Origin of the sequence: Pseudalkalibacillus sp. A8, from assembly GCF_045920555.1 — a bacterium.
Lineage (GTDB): Bacteria > Bacillota > Bacilli > Bacillales > Fictibacillaceae > Pseudalkalibacillus.
In genome coordinates this window covers 4,761,421-4,780,958 of the sequence record NZ_CP174509.1, presented here as the reverse complement: position 1 = coordinate 4,780,958, position 19,538 = coordinate 4,761,421, and the positions used below count along the sequence as shown (strand labels likewise).

The 19,538-nt window shown below is 44.1% G+C and carries 18 protein-coding genes; 10 read left to right on the top strand and 8 right to left on the bottom strand.

The window, feature by feature from the left end:
• Window positions 1-4: 4 nt before the first annotated feature.
• The 6 genes from dmpG to ACJROX_RS24295 all read left to right on the top strand — a co-directional run bounded on the left by dmpG (window position 5) and on the right by ACJROX_RS24295 (window position 4,917).
• A complete protein-coding gene (gene dmpG / locus ACJROX_RS24320; protein WP_408007796.1) occupies window positions 5-1,024 on the top strand; it encodes a 4-hydroxy-2-oxovalerate aldolase in 1,020 nt (339 codons plus the stop codon).
• Window positions 1,025-1,036: 12 nt separating this feature from the next.
• On the top strand, window positions 1,037-1,825 hold the full coding sequence (locus tag ACJROX_RS24315; protein ID WP_408007795.1) for a 2-keto-4-pentenoate hydratase: 789 nt from the start codon (window positions 1,037-1,039) through the stop codon (window positions 1,823-1,825).
• A gap of 12 nt (window positions 1,826-1,837) precedes the next feature.
• A complete protein-coding gene (locus tag ACJROX_RS24310) occupies window positions 1,838-2,038 on the top strand; it encodes a 2-hydroxymuconate tautomerase (RefSeq protein WP_408007794.1) in 201 nt (66 codons plus the stop codon).
• A 79-nt stretch (window positions 2,039-2,117) separates the two neighbouring features.
• On the top strand, window positions 2,118-3,137 hold the full coding sequence (locus tag ACJROX_RS24305; RefSeq protein ID WP_408007793.1) for a TRAP transporter substrate-binding protein: 1,020 nt from the start codon (window positions 2,118-2,120) through the stop codon (window positions 3,135-3,137).
• 23 nt (window positions 3,138-3,160) lie between these two features.
• Window positions 3,161-3,637, top strand: a complete 477-nt coding sequence (locus ACJROX_RS24300; protein ID WP_408007792.1) for a TRAP transporter small permease — start codon at window positions 3,161-3,163, stop codon at window positions 3,635-3,637.
• Window positions 3,637-4,917, top strand: coding sequence for a TRAP transporter large permease (locus tag ACJROX_RS24295; RefSeq protein WP_408007791.1), 1,281 nt, complete (start codon window positions 3,637-3,639; stop codon window positions 4,915-4,917). The genes ACJROX_RS24300 and ACJROX_RS24295 overlap by 1 nt, the downstream gene beginning before the upstream one ends.
• A gap of 189 nt (window positions 4,918-5,106) precedes the next feature.
• Here the strand turns inward: ACJROX_RS24295 and ACJROX_RS24290 are convergent, their stop codons facing one another.
• Together ACJROX_RS24290 and ACJROX_RS24285 are read right to left on the bottom strand one after the other, a co-directional pair.
• The gene (locus tag ACJROX_RS24290; RefSeq protein ID WP_408007789.1) at window positions 5,107-5,457 is read right to left on the bottom strand and encodes a hypothetical protein; all 351 of its coding nucleotides are present in this window, start codon (window positions 5,455-5,457) and stop codon (window positions 5,107-5,109) included.
• Entirely contained in the window at window positions 5,439-6,218 is a 780-nt protein-coding gene (locus tag ACJROX_RS24285) for a hypothetical protein (RefSeq protein WP_408007788.1), read from the bottom strand. The genes ACJROX_RS24290 and ACJROX_RS24285 overlap by 19 nt, the downstream gene beginning before the upstream one ends.
• Before the next feature lie 358 nt (window positions 6,219-6,576).
• On the opposite strand from ACJROX_RS24285, the gene ACJROX_RS24280 reads away from it, so the two are divergent.
• Window positions 6,577-7,920: a murein hydrolase activator EnvC family protein gene (locus ACJROX_RS24280; RefSeq protein WP_408007787.1), complete on the top strand. Its 1,344-nt coding sequence runs from the start codon at window positions 6,577-6,579 to the stop codon at window positions 7,918-7,920.
• A gap of 363 nt (window positions 7,921-8,283) precedes the next feature.
• Here ACJROX_RS24280 and ACJROX_RS24275 read toward each other — a convergent pair whose 3' ends face one another.
• Genes ACJROX_RS24275 through ACJROX_RS24265 form a run of 3 tightly spaced genes read right to left on the bottom strand, consistent with a single transcriptional unit; the run spans window position 8,284 to window position 11,742 of the window.
• Window positions 8,284-9,354, bottom strand: coding sequence for a Ger(x)C family spore germination protein (locus tag ACJROX_RS24275; protein WP_408007786.1), 1,071 nt, complete (start codon window positions 9,352-9,354; stop codon window positions 8,284-8,286).
• Window positions 9,351-10,412, bottom strand: coding sequence for a GerAB/ArcD/ProY family transporter (locus tag ACJROX_RS24270; RefSeq protein WP_408007785.1), 1,062 nt, complete (start codon window positions 10,410-10,412; stop codon window positions 9,351-9,353). Before ACJROX_RS24270 ends, ACJROX_RS24275 begins: the two co-directional genes overlap by 4 nt.
• Complete coding sequence (locus tag ACJROX_RS24265; RefSeq protein ID WP_408007784.1) at window positions 10,405-11,742, bottom strand: spore germination protein; 1,338 nt, start codon at window positions 11,740-11,742, stop codon at window positions 10,405-10,407. The genes ACJROX_RS24270 and ACJROX_RS24265 overlap by 8 nt, the downstream gene beginning before the upstream one ends.
• 197 nt (window positions 11,743-11,939) lie before the next feature.
• On the opposite strand from ACJROX_RS24265, the gene ACJROX_RS24260 reads away from it, so the two are divergent.
• The gene (locus ACJROX_RS24260) at window positions 11,940-12,134 is read left to right on the top strand and encodes a hypothetical protein (RefSeq protein ID WP_408007783.1); all 195 of its coding nucleotides are present in this window, start codon (window positions 11,940-11,942) and stop codon (window positions 12,132-12,134) included.
• Between the two features lie 61 nt (window positions 12,135-12,195).
• On the opposite strand, the gene ACJROX_RS24255 is transcribed toward ACJROX_RS24260, so the two are convergent.
• The 3 genes from ACJROX_RS24255 to ACJROX_RS24245 all read right to left on the bottom strand — a co-directional run bounded on the left by ACJROX_RS24255 (window position 12,196) and on the right by ACJROX_RS24245 (window position 14,330).
• Entirely contained in the window at window positions 12,196-13,053 is an 858-nt protein-coding gene (locus tag ACJROX_RS24255; RefSeq protein WP_408007782.1) for a sulfite exporter TauE/SafE family protein, read from the bottom strand.
• A 131-nt stretch (window positions 13,054-13,184) separates the two neighbouring features.
• Window positions 13,185-13,883: an AIM24 family protein gene (locus ACJROX_RS24250; RefSeq protein ID WP_408007781.1), complete on the bottom strand. Its 699-nt coding sequence runs from the start codon at window positions 13,881-13,883 to the stop codon at window positions 13,185-13,187.
• A 63-nt stretch (window positions 13,884-13,946) separates the two neighbouring features.
• On the bottom strand, window positions 13,947-14,330 hold the full coding sequence (locus ACJROX_RS24245; RefSeq protein ID WP_408007780.1) for a YobA family protein: 384 nt from the start codon (window positions 14,328-14,330) through the stop codon (window positions 13,947-13,949).
• Between the two features lie 203 nt (window positions 14,331-14,533).
• Here ACJROX_RS24245 and uvrB point away from each other — a divergent pair, with 203 nt between their 5' ends.
• Together uvrB and uvrA are read left to right on the top strand one after the other, a co-directional pair.
• Window positions 14,534-16,516, top strand: coding sequence for an excinuclease ABC subunit UvrB (uvrB, locus tag ACJROX_RS24240; RefSeq protein WP_408007779.1), 1,983 nt, complete (start codon window positions 14,534-14,536; stop codon window positions 16,514-16,516).
• A gap of 5 nt (window positions 16,517-16,521) precedes the next feature.
• Window positions 16,522-19,395, top strand: a complete 2,874-nt coding sequence (uvrA, locus tag ACJROX_RS24235; RefSeq protein ID WP_408007778.1) for an excinuclease ABC subunit UvrA — start codon at window positions 16,522-16,524, stop codon at window positions 19,393-19,395.
• The last annotated feature ends 143 nt before the right edge of the window (window positions 19,396-19,538 follow it).

The window sequence follows — 19,538 nt, the reverse complement described above, 5'->3', positions numbered from 1 at the left end:
TTTTATGATTAAACGGGATGTAACGGTAGTAGAAGTTGCCCTCAGGGATGGAAGCCATGCGATCGGCCATCAGTTTACCGTCGCTCAAGTGACAGCGGTAGCCCGGAAACTAGATGACGCAAATGTTCCTTACATCGAAGTCTCGCACGGAGATGGAATCGGTGGTTCGTCGTTACAATATGGGCGGTCTGCTACGGATGAGATGGAATTGATTGAGGCGGCCGTTTCTGTTTGCAAACAGGCGAAGGTCGGGGTGCTGCTTTTACCAGGGATCGGAACCGTAACAGAACTGAAAGAAACAGCCAACTTAGGAGCACGTATGGTACGGGTGGCGACCCACGTGACCGAAGCGGATGTATCACGCCAGCATATCAATCAGGCAAAGGAGCTCGGGCTGGAGACGATAGGCTTTTTGATGATGGCGCATATGGTTCCGGCCGAAAAACTCGTCGCGCAAGCCAAACTGATGGAAAGCTATGGGGCGGATACCGTCTATGTCGTCGATTCGGCAGGGGCGCTGCTTCCCCACCAGGTCAAAGAACGGATCCGGGCGTTGAAAGATCAGTTGTCGATCAACATCGGGTTCCATGGGCATAACAACCTTTCGCTTGCGATGGCCAATTCCATCGTTGCAATTGAAGAAGGTGCCACATGGATCGATGGAAGTGTGCGATGCCTCGGGGCTGGTGCCGGGAACACACAGACGGAAGTGCTCGTATCCGTTCTCGATCGACTCGGTATAGAGACCGGGATTGACATCTATAAGATGATGGACCTTGCAGAAGAGACGGTGGCCCCGATATTGCCGAAACCTCAGGAAATTACGAAAGGAAGCCTTGTGCTTGGATACGCTGGTGTTTACTCGAGTTTCCTCTTGCACGCGAACCGGGCAGCAGAAAGGTTCGGGATCGATGCTCGCGACATACTTGTCGAACTTGGGAACCGCCGCGTCATCGGTGGCCAAGAGGACATGATCATTGATGTAGCGAGTGAACTATCAAAGAAACGAGAACCTGTAGGATAGGGAGGAATACCAATGGAAGTGAAACAAGTTGATTTGAAGCATCTGGCTGAAAAGATCGAATCTCATCAGACTGCCGGTCAAGACATGGAAAAAGTGACGATTGAGCATCCTTCACTCACTGTGGAGGAGGCATATGAAATCCAGAAGATGTGCATCGATTACAAGGAGGAACGCGGGGATCGGATGGTCGGCTGGAAGATGGGGCTGACGAGCAAAGCGAAGCAAGTCTCTGTCGGAGTCGATGAACCGATATACGGTAGATTGACGCGATCGATGGAATTGACAGAGCCTGTGCTTCAGATTAAGAACTTGATCCATCCGCGTGTCGAACCGGAAATCGCTTTCGTATTGAAAAAAGAACTTGGTGGAGAGGATGTTACCCCACGTGACGTGTGGATGGCGACCGAATGTATCTTTCCGGCGATTGAAGTGATCGATAGCCGCTATAAAAACTTTTCTTTCACCCTTGTCGATGTCATAGCTGATAATGCTTCATCCACGAAGTTCATTCTTGGTGACCAGGCTTTTTCACCATACCACACCGCATGGGATGAGATGGGCGTAGCAATGTTTCGAAATGGTGAATTGGTCCATTCAGGTACCGGTGCAGCTGTTCTCGGACATCCGGTAAGGTCTGTAGCGATGCTTGCGAAAATGCTCAGTCGGGAAGGGAAGACGATTCAACCTGGAATGGTCGTCCTTGTCGGAGGTTTTACAGAGGCTGTGGATGTCAGCGATGGCGACCAGATCGAAGTACGCTACGATCAATTAGGATCCTTGAACCTCCGTGTCGAGGGGTAGGGAGGAACTTGAATGCCGATCGCACAAATTCACATACTGGAAGGGCGTAGCAAAGAACAAAAACGGTCCCTGATAAAAGAAGTGACAGAAGCGATCTACCGGAGTACCGGAGCGGATCATGACCGGATCCGGGTGCTGTTGTATGAAATCGCGGAAGAAAATTGGGCAGCTGGCGGGGTAACAAAAGCTGAGGAGAAATTGGAAAACAGATGATATTGATTGTACTGCTCCTGAGATATACATAAGTTTGGCTCATATCGACTTGGAATTTTTAAAAATGGAGGGGTATGAAATGAGGAAGTTTGTGAAAGGTCTCTCGTTTTTTGCAATGGCACTATTGCTCATTTTCACGGCTGCATGTAAGGGGAATGATGGGACCGCTGAATCGGCTGATGGCGCTTCAAAGGAAACCTACCAATTCAAATTGGCGCATATTACACCCCCTGATCACATGTGGCATAAAGCAGCGGAAAAATTTGCAGAAGAACTGGACAAGCGTTCGGATGGCCGGATGCAGCTTGAAATCTATCCATCCAGCCAGCTTGGAACAGAAGCAGATATGGTCGAGCAAATTTCCGCTGGTTCAGTTGATTTCGGATTCATCACGGCAGCTTATATGAGCTCCCGTTCTCCATCCTTCGCAGCCTGGTTCACACCGTATGCTTTCAAAGACCTTCATGAAGCAAATGAGGCACGTGACAGCGAAATCGCAAAAAAAATCCTCGGTACATTAGATGAGCAAGGCATGGTCGGGCTGGATTACTTCTTTGCTGGCCAACGTGTCATGTTGTTCAAAGATAAAAAAGTAGAAAAGCCTGAGGACATGAAGGGCCTTAAACTGCGTGTAACACCGAGTCCGCCGATGCAAGATTTCTATACATCCACTGGCGCATCGACAGAAGGACTGCCGTTACCTGAGGTTTATTCAGCTGTACAGACCGGTGTCATTGATGGAATGGACATGGATTTGGATGCGACGATCACGAACAAATATTTCGAAGTCGTCAATTATGGTGCGGTGACGAATCACATGGTCTGGCCTGCAGTAGCAATCGTGAACAAAAAGACGTTTGAGGGAATGCCAGAAGCTGACCAGAAAATCATCCGCGAGGCGATTGCTGCAGCTGCTGAGTTCTCAGCAATGACAAGAGCGGATCAGGAAGAGGAATTCAAAAAGACACTTAAGGATGAAGGTATGGACATTTATGAGATAGATCCTTCACTTTTCGATCCGTATAAGCAAAAATTTGATGAGAAGTACGGAAAACAAGACCCTCTCATTCAAGAATTCATCGATGCATTCCGTGACTAAGTAATCTAAAGGGGGGTTCACAAATGAAAGCTTTGAGCAATGGCATCTCCACCATTGAAAAATATATATCCATTGTTCTGATGTTTTCGATGGCAGTGATCGTTACGTTGGCTGTCGCATTCCGATATGTATTCAATTCACCTTTGTCATGGGCTGGTGAAGTCTCTATCTTTTTATTGATCTGGGTAAGTTTCATTGGTGGCAGCCTGGGGCTTAAATATAGGTCCCAGGCCGCTGTTTCGATCATCATCGAGTATCTGCCTCCTAAGGTGAAAAAGGTAGTGCTTGTGATCGGGCATATTTTTATGCTCGTGTTCCTGTTACTGATCCTTTATTATAGCTATCAATGGATTCTGTCACCGAGTGTCGCTTTCCAAAAATCAACGTCACTTTTATTGCCGATGTGGATCCCTTATTTAGCTGTTCCTTTGGGGCTGACGTTTGCGTCTATCCATCTGATTGCGAATTTGCTTGAAGTCATCAGAGAGGATGTTGCATAATGACGGTTCTGGTTATCTTGATGTTCTTCGTGTTTTTATTCATGGGGATTCCGGTCTCACTCGTCCTTGGCATGACCACGATTCTGTATTTTTTTACTGTTGGGAACACAATGCTGTTGGAATCGACACCGATGCGGCTTTTTTCCGGACTGGATAATTTCGGGTTACTAGCGATTCCATTGTTCATGCTTGCAGGTGAGCTGATGAATGGCGGCGGAATAACGACTCGTCTGGTTCGGTTTGCTAAGGTGCTGTTTGGTCATGTCCGTGGCGGATTGGCTTACGTGACTGTCATTGCGAACATGTTTTTAGCTTCAATACTGGGGTCTGCCAATGCACAGGCAGCGATGATGAGTAAGGTCATGGTCCCTGAAATGGAGCAGGAGGGCTATAAGAGAGAGTTTTCATCAGCCCTCACGTTGGCTTCTTCAATCGTTGCGCCGATCATTCCGCCGAGCATGATTTTCATTATTTATGGTACATTATCCGGTACATCGATCGGTGGATTGTTCATGGCTGGAATCATACCAGGCTTTTTGTACGGAATCGGGTTCATTTCATTGATCGCGTTTATAGGTTATAAATATAACTTTCCGAAACATGAAAGGGCATCCGGGGCAGATATTTTAGAGAGTACGTTGAATGTACTGCCGGCTTTGCTCGTTCCATTCATCATCATATTCGGTATCTTGAGCGGAGCATTCACAGCAACAGAATCAGCAGCGATTGCTTGTTTGATCGCTTATCTTGTCGGTGCATTTTTCTATAAAGAGCTGAAAATAAGGAAACTTCCGAAGATCTTTTTGAGCACTGTCATCAGTACGGCTACGGTTACGTTTTTGATTGCGATGGCAAACATCTTCGGCTGGATGATCGCGTTCGAGCAGATACCGCAGCTGCTTCTGAATTCAATGCTGACGCTGTCTGACAGCCCAATCGTGTTTCTGCTCCTCATCAACCTTTTCTTATTGTTGTTAGGGGCAGTGTTGGACGGGATCGCAGCACTGATTATACTCGTACCGGTTCTCATGCCGCTTCTGACCGCTTTTCAGATCGATCCGATCCATTTCGGGGTGATCATCTGTATCAATCTGACGATCGGCTTGTTGACGCCGCCGGTAGGTACAGGGTTGTTCATCGTATCTTCGATTGCAGAGGTGAAATTCGAACGGTTGGTGAAATCGACAATGCCGTTCTTGATCATGGGAATTTTAATCCTATTTGTAATTACGTATTGGGAGGATGCGGTGTTGTGGATTCCAAACCTCTTTAATCTATAGATACCGGTGAAGCGGAATGAAAGTTTCAGTTTAATAGACAAATAGAAAAACGTGGGCAGTTTTTGCTTGCGTTTTTTCGGTCGATCCAAAAAAAATGAGTTTAAGAAGCCAATAAGCTTAAATGACCTCGATTACCCTGATCAAAAGACCGGATTTCTACATGGTTATGGCAGTACAGGGCCCCTTTTTCTATTGATAATTAATGATCGCTGGACTCGGGTCAAGTTTTATGACGTCCAGTGGTTTCATGACAGGTTCATCTTTTTTGAAAAAGACTTTAAATCCCCCATACTGGGAGCTCTCATTACTGACAAATTTCCGATAAAGTGACTGTTTAGCCGAGGATGGACCCCATCCATCGTAATTAAGCACCACTTCCACATTTTTGGTAGGCTTGATTGCCTCTTTGTTTGTGATGGCTTTATCTGTGAATTGGTGGACAAGTACAAATTTATCCGGTAAGTTCTTTTCCTCCACGAGTTTTGATAGATATTCCACCGCTTTTTGGACTTCAGCCCCGTCTACTTGGCCAAGGTCCACCCCAGGAGTTCTCCTTCACCCACATGGAATTCCGTATCGATGGCAAGATGGACATAAGGGCGATTAAGCCATTTTTCTATCAACTGGACTTGATTCATAACAGAGTCCTTACCGAGCTGCACATCCAGCAGGAGCAAGGCGTTGTTTTCTTTGGCAAGCTTTGCATATTCCTCAATATCATCCTCAGGTGTCATTCGATAGTATTTCCCCTCCGGACCGGGGTTGCGTTGAGCGACTGTGGTAATCAGCTCAATAGCCGGAATAGCTGGTTTAGATGGATCAGCATGTGAATAAGACTTTGTCTGTTCTTTTAATTTTTTCATCAATACATCAGGTTCCAGTTCACCAAGAATCCCCATATTAGTAGAGTTAGGATGGCCATAAAAGGTAACGATTCGGTTGTTTTTCAAAGGGCCATTACTTTCATCTTTTGTTCCATTCACAAGGGTTTGTCCAACGGGAACCGATCTTGTACGACGCTCGTCCCCATATGCTTCTGCCGCTGGCATCTTCTCTAGTTCTTCTTCAGACAGGTTTTCTTTCAGGTGCTTCGCATCATCAGAAGGTTTTAAAGCTTCATAAGGCTTGACTGGCTCGGTGTCTTTTTTGTCATAATCCTTGGACTTTTCTGCGGTATTATGTCTTTGTTCGGCTTCAGGTTTCTTTTCCTTATTCTCTGAGGTAGTCGAAGTTGAATCAGCGCAAGCAGCCAGTAAGAAGATGACTGAAACAACAAAGAGTAGGAAAGAAAATTTTTTCATGGTGAACCCTCCTTGTGGACTCTAACTATTTTCTTTTATCCACTACATCCAACTATTAAACATGAAGGAGACCAAGCCGATAGAACTAAAAAGGGGGAATCAAAAGGTTTAATGGAAAGTGTGGTATCCTAAGACCATTCCCAATAATTTAACGTTAAATGAGAGTTACTATAAAGCCCGCCATAGAGTGCTTGAAGATGGCGATTTAGGAAAAATTGATTACTGAATCTGGAATCCCCCTGGACTTATAGACTATTTTTTTGTTAAAAATTTTCTAGTATAGTATACAGGTGGATTTTCATTTAGCAGTCTATTAACTTACTTTACATAGTCTTTGAGTATTTGGGGGATAAAAAAATTGAAAAAAAATACTATTGCCGTCATAACATCTGCTAGTTTGTTATTCGGTGGATTCAGTTATTTAGGGGAACAAGATGCTCACGCGGAGTCATTGAAGGATAAGATTAATGAAGTTAAAGAGAAACGGGAAGAAAATAAAACTACTCAAGATAAGGTGAAAGATGAGATTGAAAAAATAAAGCACAATCAAGACTTACTTGACGTAGAAATAAAAAAACTTGATCAACAAGTGTCGGAAGCTGAAAACAAAATCGATGCCAAAGAAAAAGAAATTTCAAAAACAAAGGAAGAAATCGAAAAGCTGAAATCTGAAATTGATGTATTGGTAAAGCGGATCGATGAGCGTGATAAAATGCTGAAGGACCGCGTAACAGCGATGTATGAAAATGGCGGTTCTGTTCAATACATAGAAGTATTACTCGGCTCAAGAAGTTTTGGTGATTTCCTTGATCGTGTATTCGCATTAAATGAAATTGCAGAACAGGACAAAGAAATCCTTGAAGCACATAAAGCTGACAAAAAGAAACTTGAAGAGACTAAGAAGAAGGTTGAAGAAAAGCTTGAAGTTTTGAAAAAGCAGATGCAAGAATTGGAGAGCTTGAAAGCAAGCTTGAAACAAAAAGTAGAACGTAAAAATGCGTTATTAAGTGAGTTGAAAGAAGAAGAAGAGCATATGCATGAAGAACTCGGTAATTTGGAAGATGAAGCAGATCTACTCAACAAACAGCAAGTAGCGTTTGAAGCTGAAAAGCGCCGTCAAGAAGAGGAGGCGCGTTTAGCCGCAAAACGCGCAGCCGAAAAACAAGCGGCCGAAAAACGAGCAGCCGAAAAAAGGGCTGCTGAAAAACGCGCGGCTGAAAAAAGCACCACTGCAAAAGAAACTAAGAAGAAAAAATCTTCAAACACTGGTAGTAAGAGCAGTGTGAAGTCTCAGTCGCCATCTCCTAATGGCGGCATGTTCCTCAAACCATCTGATGGCTATTTTACATCTGGGTTCGGCCAACGATGGGGAAGAATGCACCCTGGAATTGACATTGCTCGTGGTGGAACGGTTCCTGTCGTAGCATCTGCATCTGGGACAGTCATTAAATCTTATTACTCTAGCAGTTACGGAAATGTAATCTTTATTGCCCACTATCTCAATGGACAAACCTATACAACGGTTTATGCTCATTTAAGAGAACGACACGTTGGAAATGGTGCCTCTGTCAAAAAAGGAAAGAGTATTGGAATTATGGGGAATACAGGTCGATCAACTGGACAGCATTTACACTTTGAAATCCACAAAGGACAATGGAATTCAAGCAAGTCCAATGCCATTAATCCAAGGAAGTTTTTTTAGATCAACCAGATCTGATTAAAGTATCTACGTTCTATTCAAGGGGCTTATCCGTTATAAGGGTAGGCCTCTTTTTTATTAGACTCTGTTATACATAATTGTTTATTTTTATGGAATTACTAAGCCTTTTATTACTCCTGTCAATATTCGGACACCATATAAAATTCATCGTCATATTTATAGAATATAAAAATTGGGAGGTACGGTATGGAAAGTGTTGCTACCCAAACCTTAATTGCACTAGGCACTGGTATTCTTGTCATAGGAGCAGTTTTGGTTTTCATTGGCGAATATTCTAAACTTATCGAATTGCGATCAAAATGAAAAATGATTATCAAAACAATACTTAATAACTTTCACAGAGTATTAATCTGCCCCTAATTTCAGTTGTCCTTCATTTTGGATAACCACATGGACTTGAAGGTCCATCTTTAAATTGGGATATTGTTCAGATCGCCAATTTCTCAGTTTTTCCCTGGGTATTTTGGTCCGGAAGTATTGGCCAAGCCCTAAAATGTCAGCTTCACTTTCTTGTATTTTAGTGAACATCTCATTGAAGCGATTTGTAAGCATTGTTTCCAGGGAAGTCCGTATTTCTTTTGTAGTAGGTTTTCCTTTGGTCTCTAAGAGGACAACCTTCAAATGAAGTTGACTGTTCAAATATGGAATTTGATCAATGTACTGACTTTTATGATCCATCGAAGTGTCAACGATCATAACTGTCGCTTCATCCATGACCTCGATTCTCCCATATGTGCTTTCCTCATAGAATGTATTAACAAGCAGCGTTTCGTCTGTCCCGATACGTTCAACCATCTTGCCATTCTTAATGACTGCTGACCCTAGGTGTTTAATTGTTGTACTCTCCCCGGACTTCACAATGGGCACAACAACGTCCCTCGTATAGGAATGAATACTACGATAAACCTGCCACACTCTTGTGAGCGCAATTTCTGGATTCCACCCTGCGTCTTTATCAAAAAAATCAAAGAGGGTGGTGCCTTGAGGATCTGTCGTATTTTTCAAGTTAGAAAAGAACGGCTCAATCTCTTCATCGCTGACTATGACCAAAGCTTTTGGTGAAACCTCACGTGCTCTCATGAATCCAGAAATAAGATCTTTGCCCCCTTTTTTCGCCAATTCTTTGTCGATCACAATCACTTTCACATGCAGCAGATCAATTCTGCTTTCCATATTGGCACTAAGTTTATCCACTGCTTTGCTTACAGTCTCCCCCATTTCTGAAACAATTCTTACTTGTATCGTATTCGGATCAGGATCTGGAATCTGGAGGTGGATTTTATATTGGTCATCTACCGTGGATACACCCATTACGATCGGCAATGAACGATGATTGATATCTTTGGTGTCCCAACATCCGCTTAATAGAAATACAGCACATAGAGCGATTAATATTTTGATACAATTTGTTCTCATGCTCGTCCCTTCCTTCGTCGTCCTATAAAATAGATCGATAATGGAACTGTCAATATCACGTAAAACCGTAAAAAAGAATTCAACCATAACAGTTGTTCAACCGCTTTCCAATCAATGATCATCAATGACGTAATGAAGATGATTATGACTAATCCAATAACACTATAAACAGGTTTGTGCGGGATCCAGTGATTCAGAATCTGATTAGCCATCCACAATAACAGCGAAACAAGCAGCATGAGAAACGTAACCAAACATAAGATGAAGAACATCGTGACCCGATCGAACATCAGCCAATTGATATAAGTCGAGTCGATGGTTAAGATATATGGAAACATAAACGTTGAAGCAGTATTACGACCAAAAGTGAGAACGGGAATATAAACAGCCAAAACGAAAAATGGAATTAGGATCGCTGCTGCAGTCAGTACTTTTTTACGATTATATGTAAGATATGGTGCTACAAATCCAAGAAACAGAAAACCTCCTATAAAGGTAGAAAAACTTTCCAAATAAGAAGGGGACGTAATAAAATGGAAATCATCATCGATGAGCGGAAATACATATCGCCAATCAACGTTTTGAAAGGAAGCGATCAATACGAACAAGATGATTGGAAAAAACAAAAGCGCTAAAATGATCCCAGTGCGGAAAATCACTTCCACTCCTTTAACAGCTAAATAGGCTGAAATGAAGAGGAACAATACGATGATGGCCCAGGAGGGAGTATTGGATAAAAAGATGATGGTTATGATTTCAGAATAAGCGCGAACCCCGATGATATTCACCAACAGCAAATAAATAAAAACCGGAAAGAGAAAGACTGTTGCAAAGCCTTTGCCCATTTCTGAATAAATATGGATGATGTTCTTATTTGGGAAAAAACTCAATCCTTTCATATAAATCCAAACAAAGACAAAATGAACAATGAGCCCGATCATGATCGGCATCCATTGTCCTTTATCCGAGCTGCTGATGATATCGTTCGGGTATAAAAAGAATATGAGTCCTAAATGTATCAGAATATACATTAGAACGACATGAAAACTCCTATCCATATTTGGTTCCTTCCTTTTCATAATTCATGTGGAGATATGATATTCCGAATGTTTCAATACTGGCGAGATACGCACTGATCAATACGATGCCTCCCAATATTCCCAAAACGCCATAGATAGATGCCAAAATGACCATCACATACTTAAAAAAACGTACTGCTAAGGAATTTTGTATCCCTACCAATGTTGAATTGGCAACTGTAGTAGCTGCAAGTATGATAATCAGCAGGGTGCTCACCAGCTTAGCCTCTACTACAGCTTGCCCAAGTATGATCCCGCCGACCATTGTGATTGTCGGACCGATGGTACTTGGAAGCCTGACCGTCGCCTCTATGATCAATTCCAATACCACGAGCATCAATAAGATCTCGATTAATGCTGGATATGGAATAGCTTCCCGGCTTTGGGCAATGCTCAACGCGAGCTCTATTCGTAAAACTTCAGGATTGACGGCTACAAGGGCGACATATAAAGCAGGTAGAATTAAAGTGACCAGAATGCCGATGATGCGTACCATACGTATTGAAGCCATTAAGGGAATAGGATAATTCCGATCGTTTTCCAGCACAAACATATCCCATAAAAAACATGGAAGAATGAGCGCGAATGGATAACGATCAATAAATAATGCAACTCTTCCTCTTCTTAAGAAAGGAACCGTTTCTGAAGGAAGCTCGGTCGTAGTAAGTCTGGAAACGATAGACCAACCCGAAAAGCCTAACACTTTCGCTAAATCTTGCAAGTTGTTTATTTCTCGGGCTTGATTCTTTTCAATTGATGCCCTGATTTCCTCTACGAGCTTTTTATCTACTTGGCCATCAAAATAGAGCATTGAGAGCTTCGTTTTCTGTTCAGGACCGAGTGAAAAGGATTCCGCCCGTATGTTGCTTGAATTGATTTGCTTTCTGATCAGGCCAATGTTGGTTTCGATATCTTCATTGAATGAAGCTAATGGACCTTGTAGCACATTTTCGTTTGTAGGCGGTTCAATTGCCCGATTCAACATTTTGGGAACAGGTTCCATGGCTACGAATTTTTTATGATTTTTGATGACGATAAGCAATTTGCCTGTCATGATCGATGAAACTGCTCTTTCTACATCTTTCTCTGTTACTTCACCTATCTCATTCAATAGTTCACCTATCGTTTTTTTGGAGGTAATTGCGTTATCAATGTACTTTTGAAGGATCATTTTGGTTTTTGTAAAATCAATCAACGTCTTGAAACCTATCAGTAGAACGGGAACATCAAGGATTTCTTCCTCCTGAAGAAACAAATCATCGCTGTTCCTGAACTTATCTTTCAGCTTTGTTAAGAATTGATCCATCATTTGAGGTCCCTTCCTAAAAATGATCATTGTTATCATTGTCTCCTTGCCGGAGCTATATATACAGGGAATGGCAATAAGCAAAAGTGGCCTCAGTTGTCAAAAATTAAACATTGATATGAACTCTCTGATTTAAAATAATGGGTATTGAATAAAGTTGATGATTACGGTGGGAAAAATATAAGGAGGGATTACCAGGATTGAAGAAAGGTAAAGTATCGATCCTGAATGCAGTTTTAATAGGTGGAATTATTGCTTTTGCTACCTTTGATCATAATGGCTGGAGACACAGTAAAGATGTGTGTGCGTATTTAAAGAATAGAAGATTATTAACAACATTAAAAAGTCTATTCAGTAACCGTGCTTTGACTGAAAGGAGCTCGGTTATAGTATAAAAAAGAGCTTGGGATGTGGACTGGACTGACATATCCACGCCAAGCTCTTTTTTGGTATAACTCAAGATAGTGATTTTTCATGTCTACGCTGGATCAAGTCCTTAGTGAACTTACCAAGCAGGACGATCATGTAAAGGCCCAGGGCTGAAATACCGGCGATGTCTAGATTCATCAGCTCGAACAAAATGCTGACGAGAGTTGTGATGTAAAGAAGGCCGAAGTATTTTTTGATCTGGTCGTTCGAGTAGAATGAGGTCAACTTTGCGCCGACCTGGCTACCGAATAAGGCTCCAGCAACCAACAAAAATCCAAGCAAATAGTTGATGTCAATCGTGACTGCATAAGAGATGAATCCTGCCGTAACGATCATCAACACACTGACAAGACTTGTTCCAACTGCTTTTCGAGATTCAAAGCCCATGATGGAGATCATGAGCGGTACCATGACAAATCCTCCGCCTACGCCTAAAGTCGCGGACATCAATCCACCGATGAAACCAATGATCACTGTTTTGAAAATTCCCGATTCTGCCGTTTTAACCGTTATTTTCTTATCAGGTTTCTTTAGGAGAGAATACGCGAAATAGCCGATGATCAACGCATAGAGAATCGGAATGATCGTTTCATCATAGCCTTTCCGATCCAGCCACAGCACGAATGGTTTCGCGAATTGAGTTGCAACAACTCCGCTTAGGCCCAGCACAACTGCTGTCTTCCATGCGACATTATTCATTTTAAAATGTGCCCAAACTCCCGAAATCGACGAGCCGATTGCGTATAACAGGCTTGTCGTGATGGCGACCACAGGGGCATAGCCCATCAACAACAACACAGGGGTCAAAATGAATCCGCCGCCGATTCCGAAATAACCGGATAAGATCCCGACAGCGAAACCAAGAATGATATATAGTAATTCCATAAGTTCTCCTTTTTAAAAAAAGCAATTTCCACTCTGTCTATGTTACAGTAAACCGTTCAAGAGTTCCACCTGGTTCATTCCCTCTAAATAAGAAAAAGTGGCACAAGGCCACTTTCCAGTTTGGAAAATATTTAGTTTCCACTGTTTTGCTGCATGTAAATTTCCTCATATGGCTGCACGACCACGAATCCGTTCCCTTCGAATTTCATCTGGATCGACTCACCGCTTCCTCGTCCGAAGAACGTTTTCAATGAGACGTCCGTCTGGAAATCTGGAGAGAGGGAGCCGGACCATGCTACGGTGGCATTCGGATCGGTATAGACTGGTCGTCCCGGATTGACCTGGATGGTCAGCGGTTCATAATGTGAGGTGATGGCGATCATCCCTGTTCCCTGACAATGGATGTTGAACAGCCCTCCGGCCATCATTCCCGTAATTCGCCTCATCAATTTGATATCCCAATCGATGGACGGTTCGAATGCGAGCAAGTCATTTCCGTTCACATAAATTGAATCATTTTGTAATTGGAGGACCGTAATCTTCTTTCCCTGGTCAGCGAGGTAGAGCTTCCCTGAACCGTTCGCTTTCATGAGGGCGGCTCCTTCACCGGTCAACGCTTTTTTGAACATTTTACCGAGTCCATGCTCCAGGATCCCTTCCCTGACAAATTTGATATTCCCATGGTAAGTGACCATCGAACCCATTTTAGCCCATATGTTGCCGTCGAGGTTGACCTCCAGGATTCGGGGCGTCTCCAGTTCGAAAAGGCCTTCGCCTTTGTCCTCCTGGGATGTTTGTCTGACAAACTCTTCAATTGAATACTTAGCCATCATATCACCTGCATTTTTTCATAGTCTATCAGTTCAATTCGCCATCCCGATACCCAGTTCCTTTTATTCTATATCTTCTAAAATCTTAACTTTTCCAGCTGCTCCCTGGGCAGGATAGGATTCGGCGACTGCCCCTTTTGGCCATACCTCGACTTTCTGGCCGACCTTATAGGATTCGGGTGAATCTACATGGAACCAATAGGCTCCCCCAACCGGGTACTCATGGATCTCTTTCGGGTCAAAACCTTTTAATTGCTCTTTTTCAATTCCTTCTAAAACAAGAATACGTCCTTCTTCTTTATCGACAATATAGCCAGTGATCGGCTGTTCCCATAAATCCTCTTCAGGCATATTTGCGTTTCCAGGCAAGTTAGGAATAATGGCGAAATTAGCGAAAAGAAACATGCAAACAATCAATACAGCCCCATAGAAAAAACATCTCTTCATAGCTGTTCCTCCAAATCAGTGATGCGGGAATTCAAGTTTCCTTATCTATATAGACGGGAAAAGCATGTCTACTGTTTCATCCAGGTGAGAAAAAATTACCAGGAACAAAAAAGGCGAATGTAAGTTCGTTTTTCTTGTTATTTTTTCCTAATCCTGTGCTATAATGTTTGATAGTGAGATTTAAGAAACGGAGGGTTCGTCGCATGAGTGAGAAGCAGTTCGAATTAGTGTCGAAATACCAGCCTGAAGGGGATCAGCCCACCGCGGTCAAGAAATTGGTTGAAGGGATCAAGGCTGGTAAAAGGCATCAGACGTTGCTCGGAGCTACAGGCACTGGAAAGACGTTTACGATGTCGAATGTGATCCGGCAGGTCAATAAGCCGACACTTGTCATTGCGCATAACAAGACGCTTGCAGGCCAGTTGTATAGTGAATTCAAAGAACTCTTCCCGAATAATGCGGTAGAGTATTTCGTCAGTTATTATGACTATTACCAACCTGAGGCGTACATACCTCAGTCCGATACTTTCATAGAAAAAGATGCGAGCATCAATGATGAAATCGATAAGCTGCGTCACTCTGCGACATCAGCTCTTTTTGAACGAAACGATGTCATTATCGTGGCAAGTGTATCCTGCATCTACGGTTTGGGTAATCCTGAAGAATACCGTGAACTCGTCGTATCCCTCCGTACGGACATGGAGAAGGATCGGGATCAGCTGCTTCGAGACCTTGTTGACATCCAGTATGCGAGGAACGATGTGAATTTCACTCGCGGTACGTTCCGTGTCCGCGGGGATGTCGTTGAGATTTTTCCTGCGTCACGAGATGAGCATTGTATCCGGGTCGAATTTTTTGGTGACGAGATCGATCGGATCACTGAGGTCAATGCCCTGACAGGCGAGATTCTCGGTGAACGGAGTCATGTCGCGATTTTCCCTGCTTCCCACTTCGTAACCCGAGAAGAGAAGATGAAGATTGCGATCGAACGGATCCAGGTTGAACTTGAGGAACGTCTCAAAGAGTTGAAGGAACACGATAAACTTCTTGAAGCGCAGCGGATTGAACAGCGTACACGTTATGATATCGAAATGATGCAGGAGATGGGCTTTTGTTCCGGGATCGAAAACTATTCCCGACACCTGACCCTTCGACCAGCCGGCTCGACACCTTATACACTGATGGATTACTTCCCGAAGGACTTTTTATTGATGGTTGATGAGTCCCACGTGACGCTTCCACAGGTCCGTGGAATGTATAACGGTGACCAGGCACGGAAACAAGTCCTTGTCGAGCATGGCTTCCGGTTGCCGTCAGCAAAAGACAACAGGCCGCTCATGTTCGAGGAATTCGAAGAGAAAGTCAGCCAGGCTGTCTATGTCTCCGCGACGCCTGGTCCGTATGAGTTAGAACACTCTCCAGAGATGGTCGAGCAGATCATCCGTCCGACAGGCCTTCTTGACCCTACAATCGAAGTGAAACCGATCGAGGGTCAAATTGATGACTTGATGGACCAGATCCAGGAACGGGTGAGTAAGAATGAGAGAGTCCTTGTCACGACCTTGACGAAAAAGATGTCAGAAGACTTGACCGATTACCTGCATGAAAACGGCGTGAAGGTGCGTTACCTGCACTCTGAAATCAAGACCCTCGAGCGGATCGAAATCATCCGTGATCTGCGGCGGGGCGTGTTCGATGTCCTTGTCGGTATCAACCTTCTTCGTGAAGGTCTGGATATTCCTGAAGTCTCGCTCGTGACGATATTGGATGCGGATAAGGAAGGCTTCTTGAGAGCGGAGCGTTCCTTGATCCAGACAATCGGACGTGCGGCTCGTAACGCGAATGGACACGTCATCATGTATGCTGATAAAATTACAAATTCGATGCGGATTGCGATCGACGAGACAGAACGTCGCCGTGAGAAGCAGATTGCTTATAATGAAGAACACGGTATAACACCGCAGACGATCCAAAAGGCGATCCCGGACTTGATACGTGCGACGGTTGCATCTGAGGATGAGGCAGGAGCCGGACAGGCGAAAGCTGTCAAGAAGATGGATAAGAAGGAACGCGAAAAAATGATCGAGCGGATGGAAAAAGAAATGAAGCAGGCTGCGAAGGATCTCGATTTCGAACGTGCAGCAGAGCTTCGTGACATGGTATTAGAGCTAAAAGCGGAAGGATGACTCCAATGGCAAATGAATATATAACGATAAAAGGAGCGAGGGAGCACAACCTGAAAGGGATTGATGTCACGATCCCGCGGAATAAGCTGGTCGTCATGACTGGTTTATCCGGTTCAGGAAAGTCTTCTCTGGCTTTCGATACGATTTACGCAGAAGGTCAGCGCCGTTACGTAGAGTCGCTTTCTGCGTATGCGCGCCAATTTTTAGGACAAATGGACAAGCCTGATGTCGATTCAATCGAAGGACTGTCCCCAGCGATTTCCATCGACCAGAAGACGACAAGTAAAAACCCTCGTTCAACGGTAGGTACGGTTACGGAAATCTATGATTACCTGCGTCTATTGTTTGCGCGGATCGGTATGCCGATCTGCCCGAATCATGATGTTCCGATCACTTCCCAAACGATCCAGCAGATGGTCGACCGTATCATCGAATATCCTGAGCGGACGAAACTCCAGATCCTTGCACCGGTCGTATCTGGACGTAAAGGAGAGCACGTGAAAGTCCTTGAGAATATCAAGAAGGAAGGATACGTGCGTGTCCGCGTAGATGGTGAGATCACGGACGTCAGTGAAGAGATCAAACTTGAAAAAAATAAAAAGCACTCGATCGAAATCGTCGTTGACCGGATCGTCGTTAAAGAGGGTGTAGAAACACGGCTTGCTGATTCACTTGAAACGGCATTGAACATTGCTGATGGAAAAGTGATCGTCGACGTTATCGGCGAAGAGGAGCTGTTGTTCAGTCAGCATCATGCATGTCCTTACTGTGGTTTTTCAATCGGTGAACTTGAACCTCGCCTGTTCTCTTTCAATAGTCCGTTCGGCGCTTGTTCATCCTGTGACGGATTAGGGACGAAGCTTGAAGTGGATCTGGACCTGATCATTCCGGATTGGGACCGTACGTTGAAGGACCATGCGATCGCCCCCTGGGAACCTCAGAGCTCACAATACTACCCACAGCTTTTGAAGAGCGTATGCGACCATTACGGGATTGATATGGATGTTCCGGTCAAAAACCTGATCAAGTCTCAAATGGATAAGATTTTATATGGCAGCGGAAGGGATAAAATTTATTTCCGCTATCAGAATGATTTCGGCCAAGTAAGGGAAAACAAGATCTATTTTGAAGGTGTAGTGAACAATATCAAGCGCCGGTATCATGAGACAAGCTCTGATTATATCCGTGAACAGATGGAAGGATATATGGCGCAAAAGCCTTGTCCAAGCTGTAATGGGCACCGGCTGAAGCCTGAAGCACTGGCGGTCCGGATCAGAAATCATCATATCGGTAACATCACTGACATGTCTGTAAAGGATGCGGACAAGTTTTTCAGAAATCTTGAGTTGACGAAAAAGGAAGAACAGATCGGACGTTTGATTTTACGCGAAATCAATGACCGTCTTGGTTTCCTCGTGAATGTCGGACTCGATTACCTGACATTAAGCCGTTCTGCAGGGACATTATCAGGCGGGGAAGCACAGCGTATCCGTCTTGCAACCCAGGTCGGCTCGCGGTTGACTGGTGTCCTTTATATCCTTGATGAACCGTCAATCGGATTACATCAACGTGACAACGACCGATTGATCAACACCCTTGAAGAGATGCGCAGCCTTGGCAATACGTTGATTGTCGTCGAGCACGATGAAGATACGATGCTAGCAGCTGATTACATCATCGATATCGGACCTGGAGCTGGGGCACATGGCGGACAGATCACCGCTCAGGGGTCGCCGCAGGAAATCATGGAGGATGAAAAATCGCTGACCGGTAATTACTTGTCCGGGAAACGATTCATTCCACTTCCAAATGAGAGAAGGAAATCGGACGGCAGGAAGCTGACGATTAAAAATGCTACCGAAAACAACTTGAAAAAAGTGAACGTCGATATCCCGCTCGGAGTATTTACGGGTGTTACAGGAGTTTCAGGTTCTGGTAAAAGTACCTTGATCAATGAGATCCTTTATAAGTCTCTTGCGCAAAAACTGCATCGCGCGAAAGAAAAACCGGGTGAACACAAGAAGATCGAAGGACTCGATCACATTGACAAAGTCATTGATATCGACCAGTCTCCGATCGGCCGTACACCACGCTCGAATCCAGCTACTTACATCGGTGTCTTTGATGATATCCGAGATGTTTTTGCACAAACGAACGAAGCGAAGGTGAGAGGATACAAGAAAGGCCGTTTCTCTTTCAACGTCAAGGGGGGCCGTTGTGAAGCGTGCCGCGGGGATGGGATCATCAAAATCGAGATGCATTTCCTACCGGATGTGTATGTTCCTTGCGAGGTTTGTCATGGAAAGCGATATAACCGAGAAACCCTCGAGGTGAAATATAAAGGGAAGAACATCGCTGATATTCTCGACATGACCGTTGAGGAAGCGGTTGAGTTTTTCGCGAATATCCCTAAGATCAACCGGAAAGTCCAGACGATGATGGACGTTGGACTTGGCTACATCAAGCTCGGACAATCCTCGACAACGATATCCGGCGGGGAAGCGCAACGTGTGAAGCTTGCGTCCCAGCTGCACAAGCGTTCAACAGGAAAAACATTTTATATTCTGGATGAACCAACAACAGGCTTGCATGTGCATGATATTTCGCGCTTGTTGACTGTCCTCCAGCGTCTTGTTGATAACGGAGATTCGGTTCTTGTCATCGAGCATAACCTTGATGTCATCAAGGCGGTTGACCATATCATCGACCTCGGTCCAGAAGGCGGGGACAAAGGCGGTATGATCGTTGGTACTGGAACACCCGAGGAAATCGCTGAGAATAAAGAATCCTATACTGGAAAGTATTTAGCGCCTATTTTGAAACGTGACCGAAAACGTATGGAAGCAAAAATCAAGAAAACTGAAACCATGGCGAAATAAAATCGTAAAGTCTTCTAAGATGCTTACTCTTAGAAGGCTTTTTCTTATTTATGTCGAATCAATAGAGTGCTGAATGTCAGACAGCCGAATCTCATACATATAATAAGTGTTTCAAATTTTCATATTCATGTCTTGAATGGAGG

Coding starts and splice junctions, on each gene's coding strand:
- ACJROX_RS24250 (WP_408007781.1), bottom strand. CDS start 13,883: ATGGCTAAGTATTCAATTGAAGAGTTTGTCAGACAAACATCCCAGGAG.
- ACJROX_RS24285 (WP_408007788.1), bottom strand. CDS start 6,218: ATGAAAAAATTTTCTTTCCTACTCTTTGTTGTTTCAGTCATCTTCTTA.
- ACJROX_RS24255 (WP_408007782.1), bottom strand. CDS start 13,053: ATGGAATTACTATATATCATTCTTGGTTTCGCTGTCGGGATCTTATCC.
- uvrA (WP_408007778.1), top strand. CDS start 16,522: ATGGCAAATGAATATATAACGATAAAAGGAGCGAGGGAGCACAACCTG.
- ACJROX_RS24315 (WP_408007795.1), top strand. CDS start 1,037: ATGGAAGTGAAACAAGTTGATTTGAAGCATCTGGCTGAAAAGATCGAA.
- ACJROX_RS24295 (WP_408007791.1), top strand. CDS start 3,637: ATGACGGTTCTGGTTATCTTGATGTTCTTCGTGTTTTTATTCATGGGG.
- uvrB (WP_408007779.1), top strand. CDS start 14,534: ATGAGTGAGAAGCAGTTCGAATTAGTGTCGAAATACCAGCCTGAAGGG.
- ACJROX_RS24265 (WP_408007784.1), bottom strand. CDS start 11,742: ATGATGGATCAATTCTTAACAAAGCTGAAAGATAAGTTCAGGAACAGC.
- dmpG (WP_408007796.1), top strand. CDS start 5: ATGATTAAACGGGATGTAACGGTAGTAGAAGTTGCCCTCAGGGATGGA.
- ACJROX_RS24305 (WP_408007793.1), top strand. CDS start 2,118: ATGAGGAAGTTTGTGAAAGGTCTCTCGTTTTTTGCAATGGCACTATTG.
- ACJROX_RS24300 (WP_408007792.1), top strand. CDS start 3,161: ATGAAAGCTTTGAGCAATGGCATCTCCACCATTGAAAAATATATATCC.
- ACJROX_RS24310 (WP_408007794.1), top strand. CDS start 1,838: ATGCCGATCGCACAAATTCACATACTGGAAGGGCGTAGCAAAGAACAA.
- ACJROX_RS24245 (WP_408007780.1), bottom strand. CDS start 14,330: ATGAAGAGATGTTTTTTCTATGGGGCTGTATTGATTGTTTGCATGTTT.
- ACJROX_RS24270 (WP_408007785.1), bottom strand. CDS start 10,412: ATGGATAGGAGTTTTCATGTCGTTCTAATGTATATTCTGATACATTTA.
- ACJROX_RS24275 (WP_408007786.1), bottom strand. CDS start 9,354: ATGAGAACAAATTGTATCAAAATATTAATCGCTCTATGTGCTGTATTT.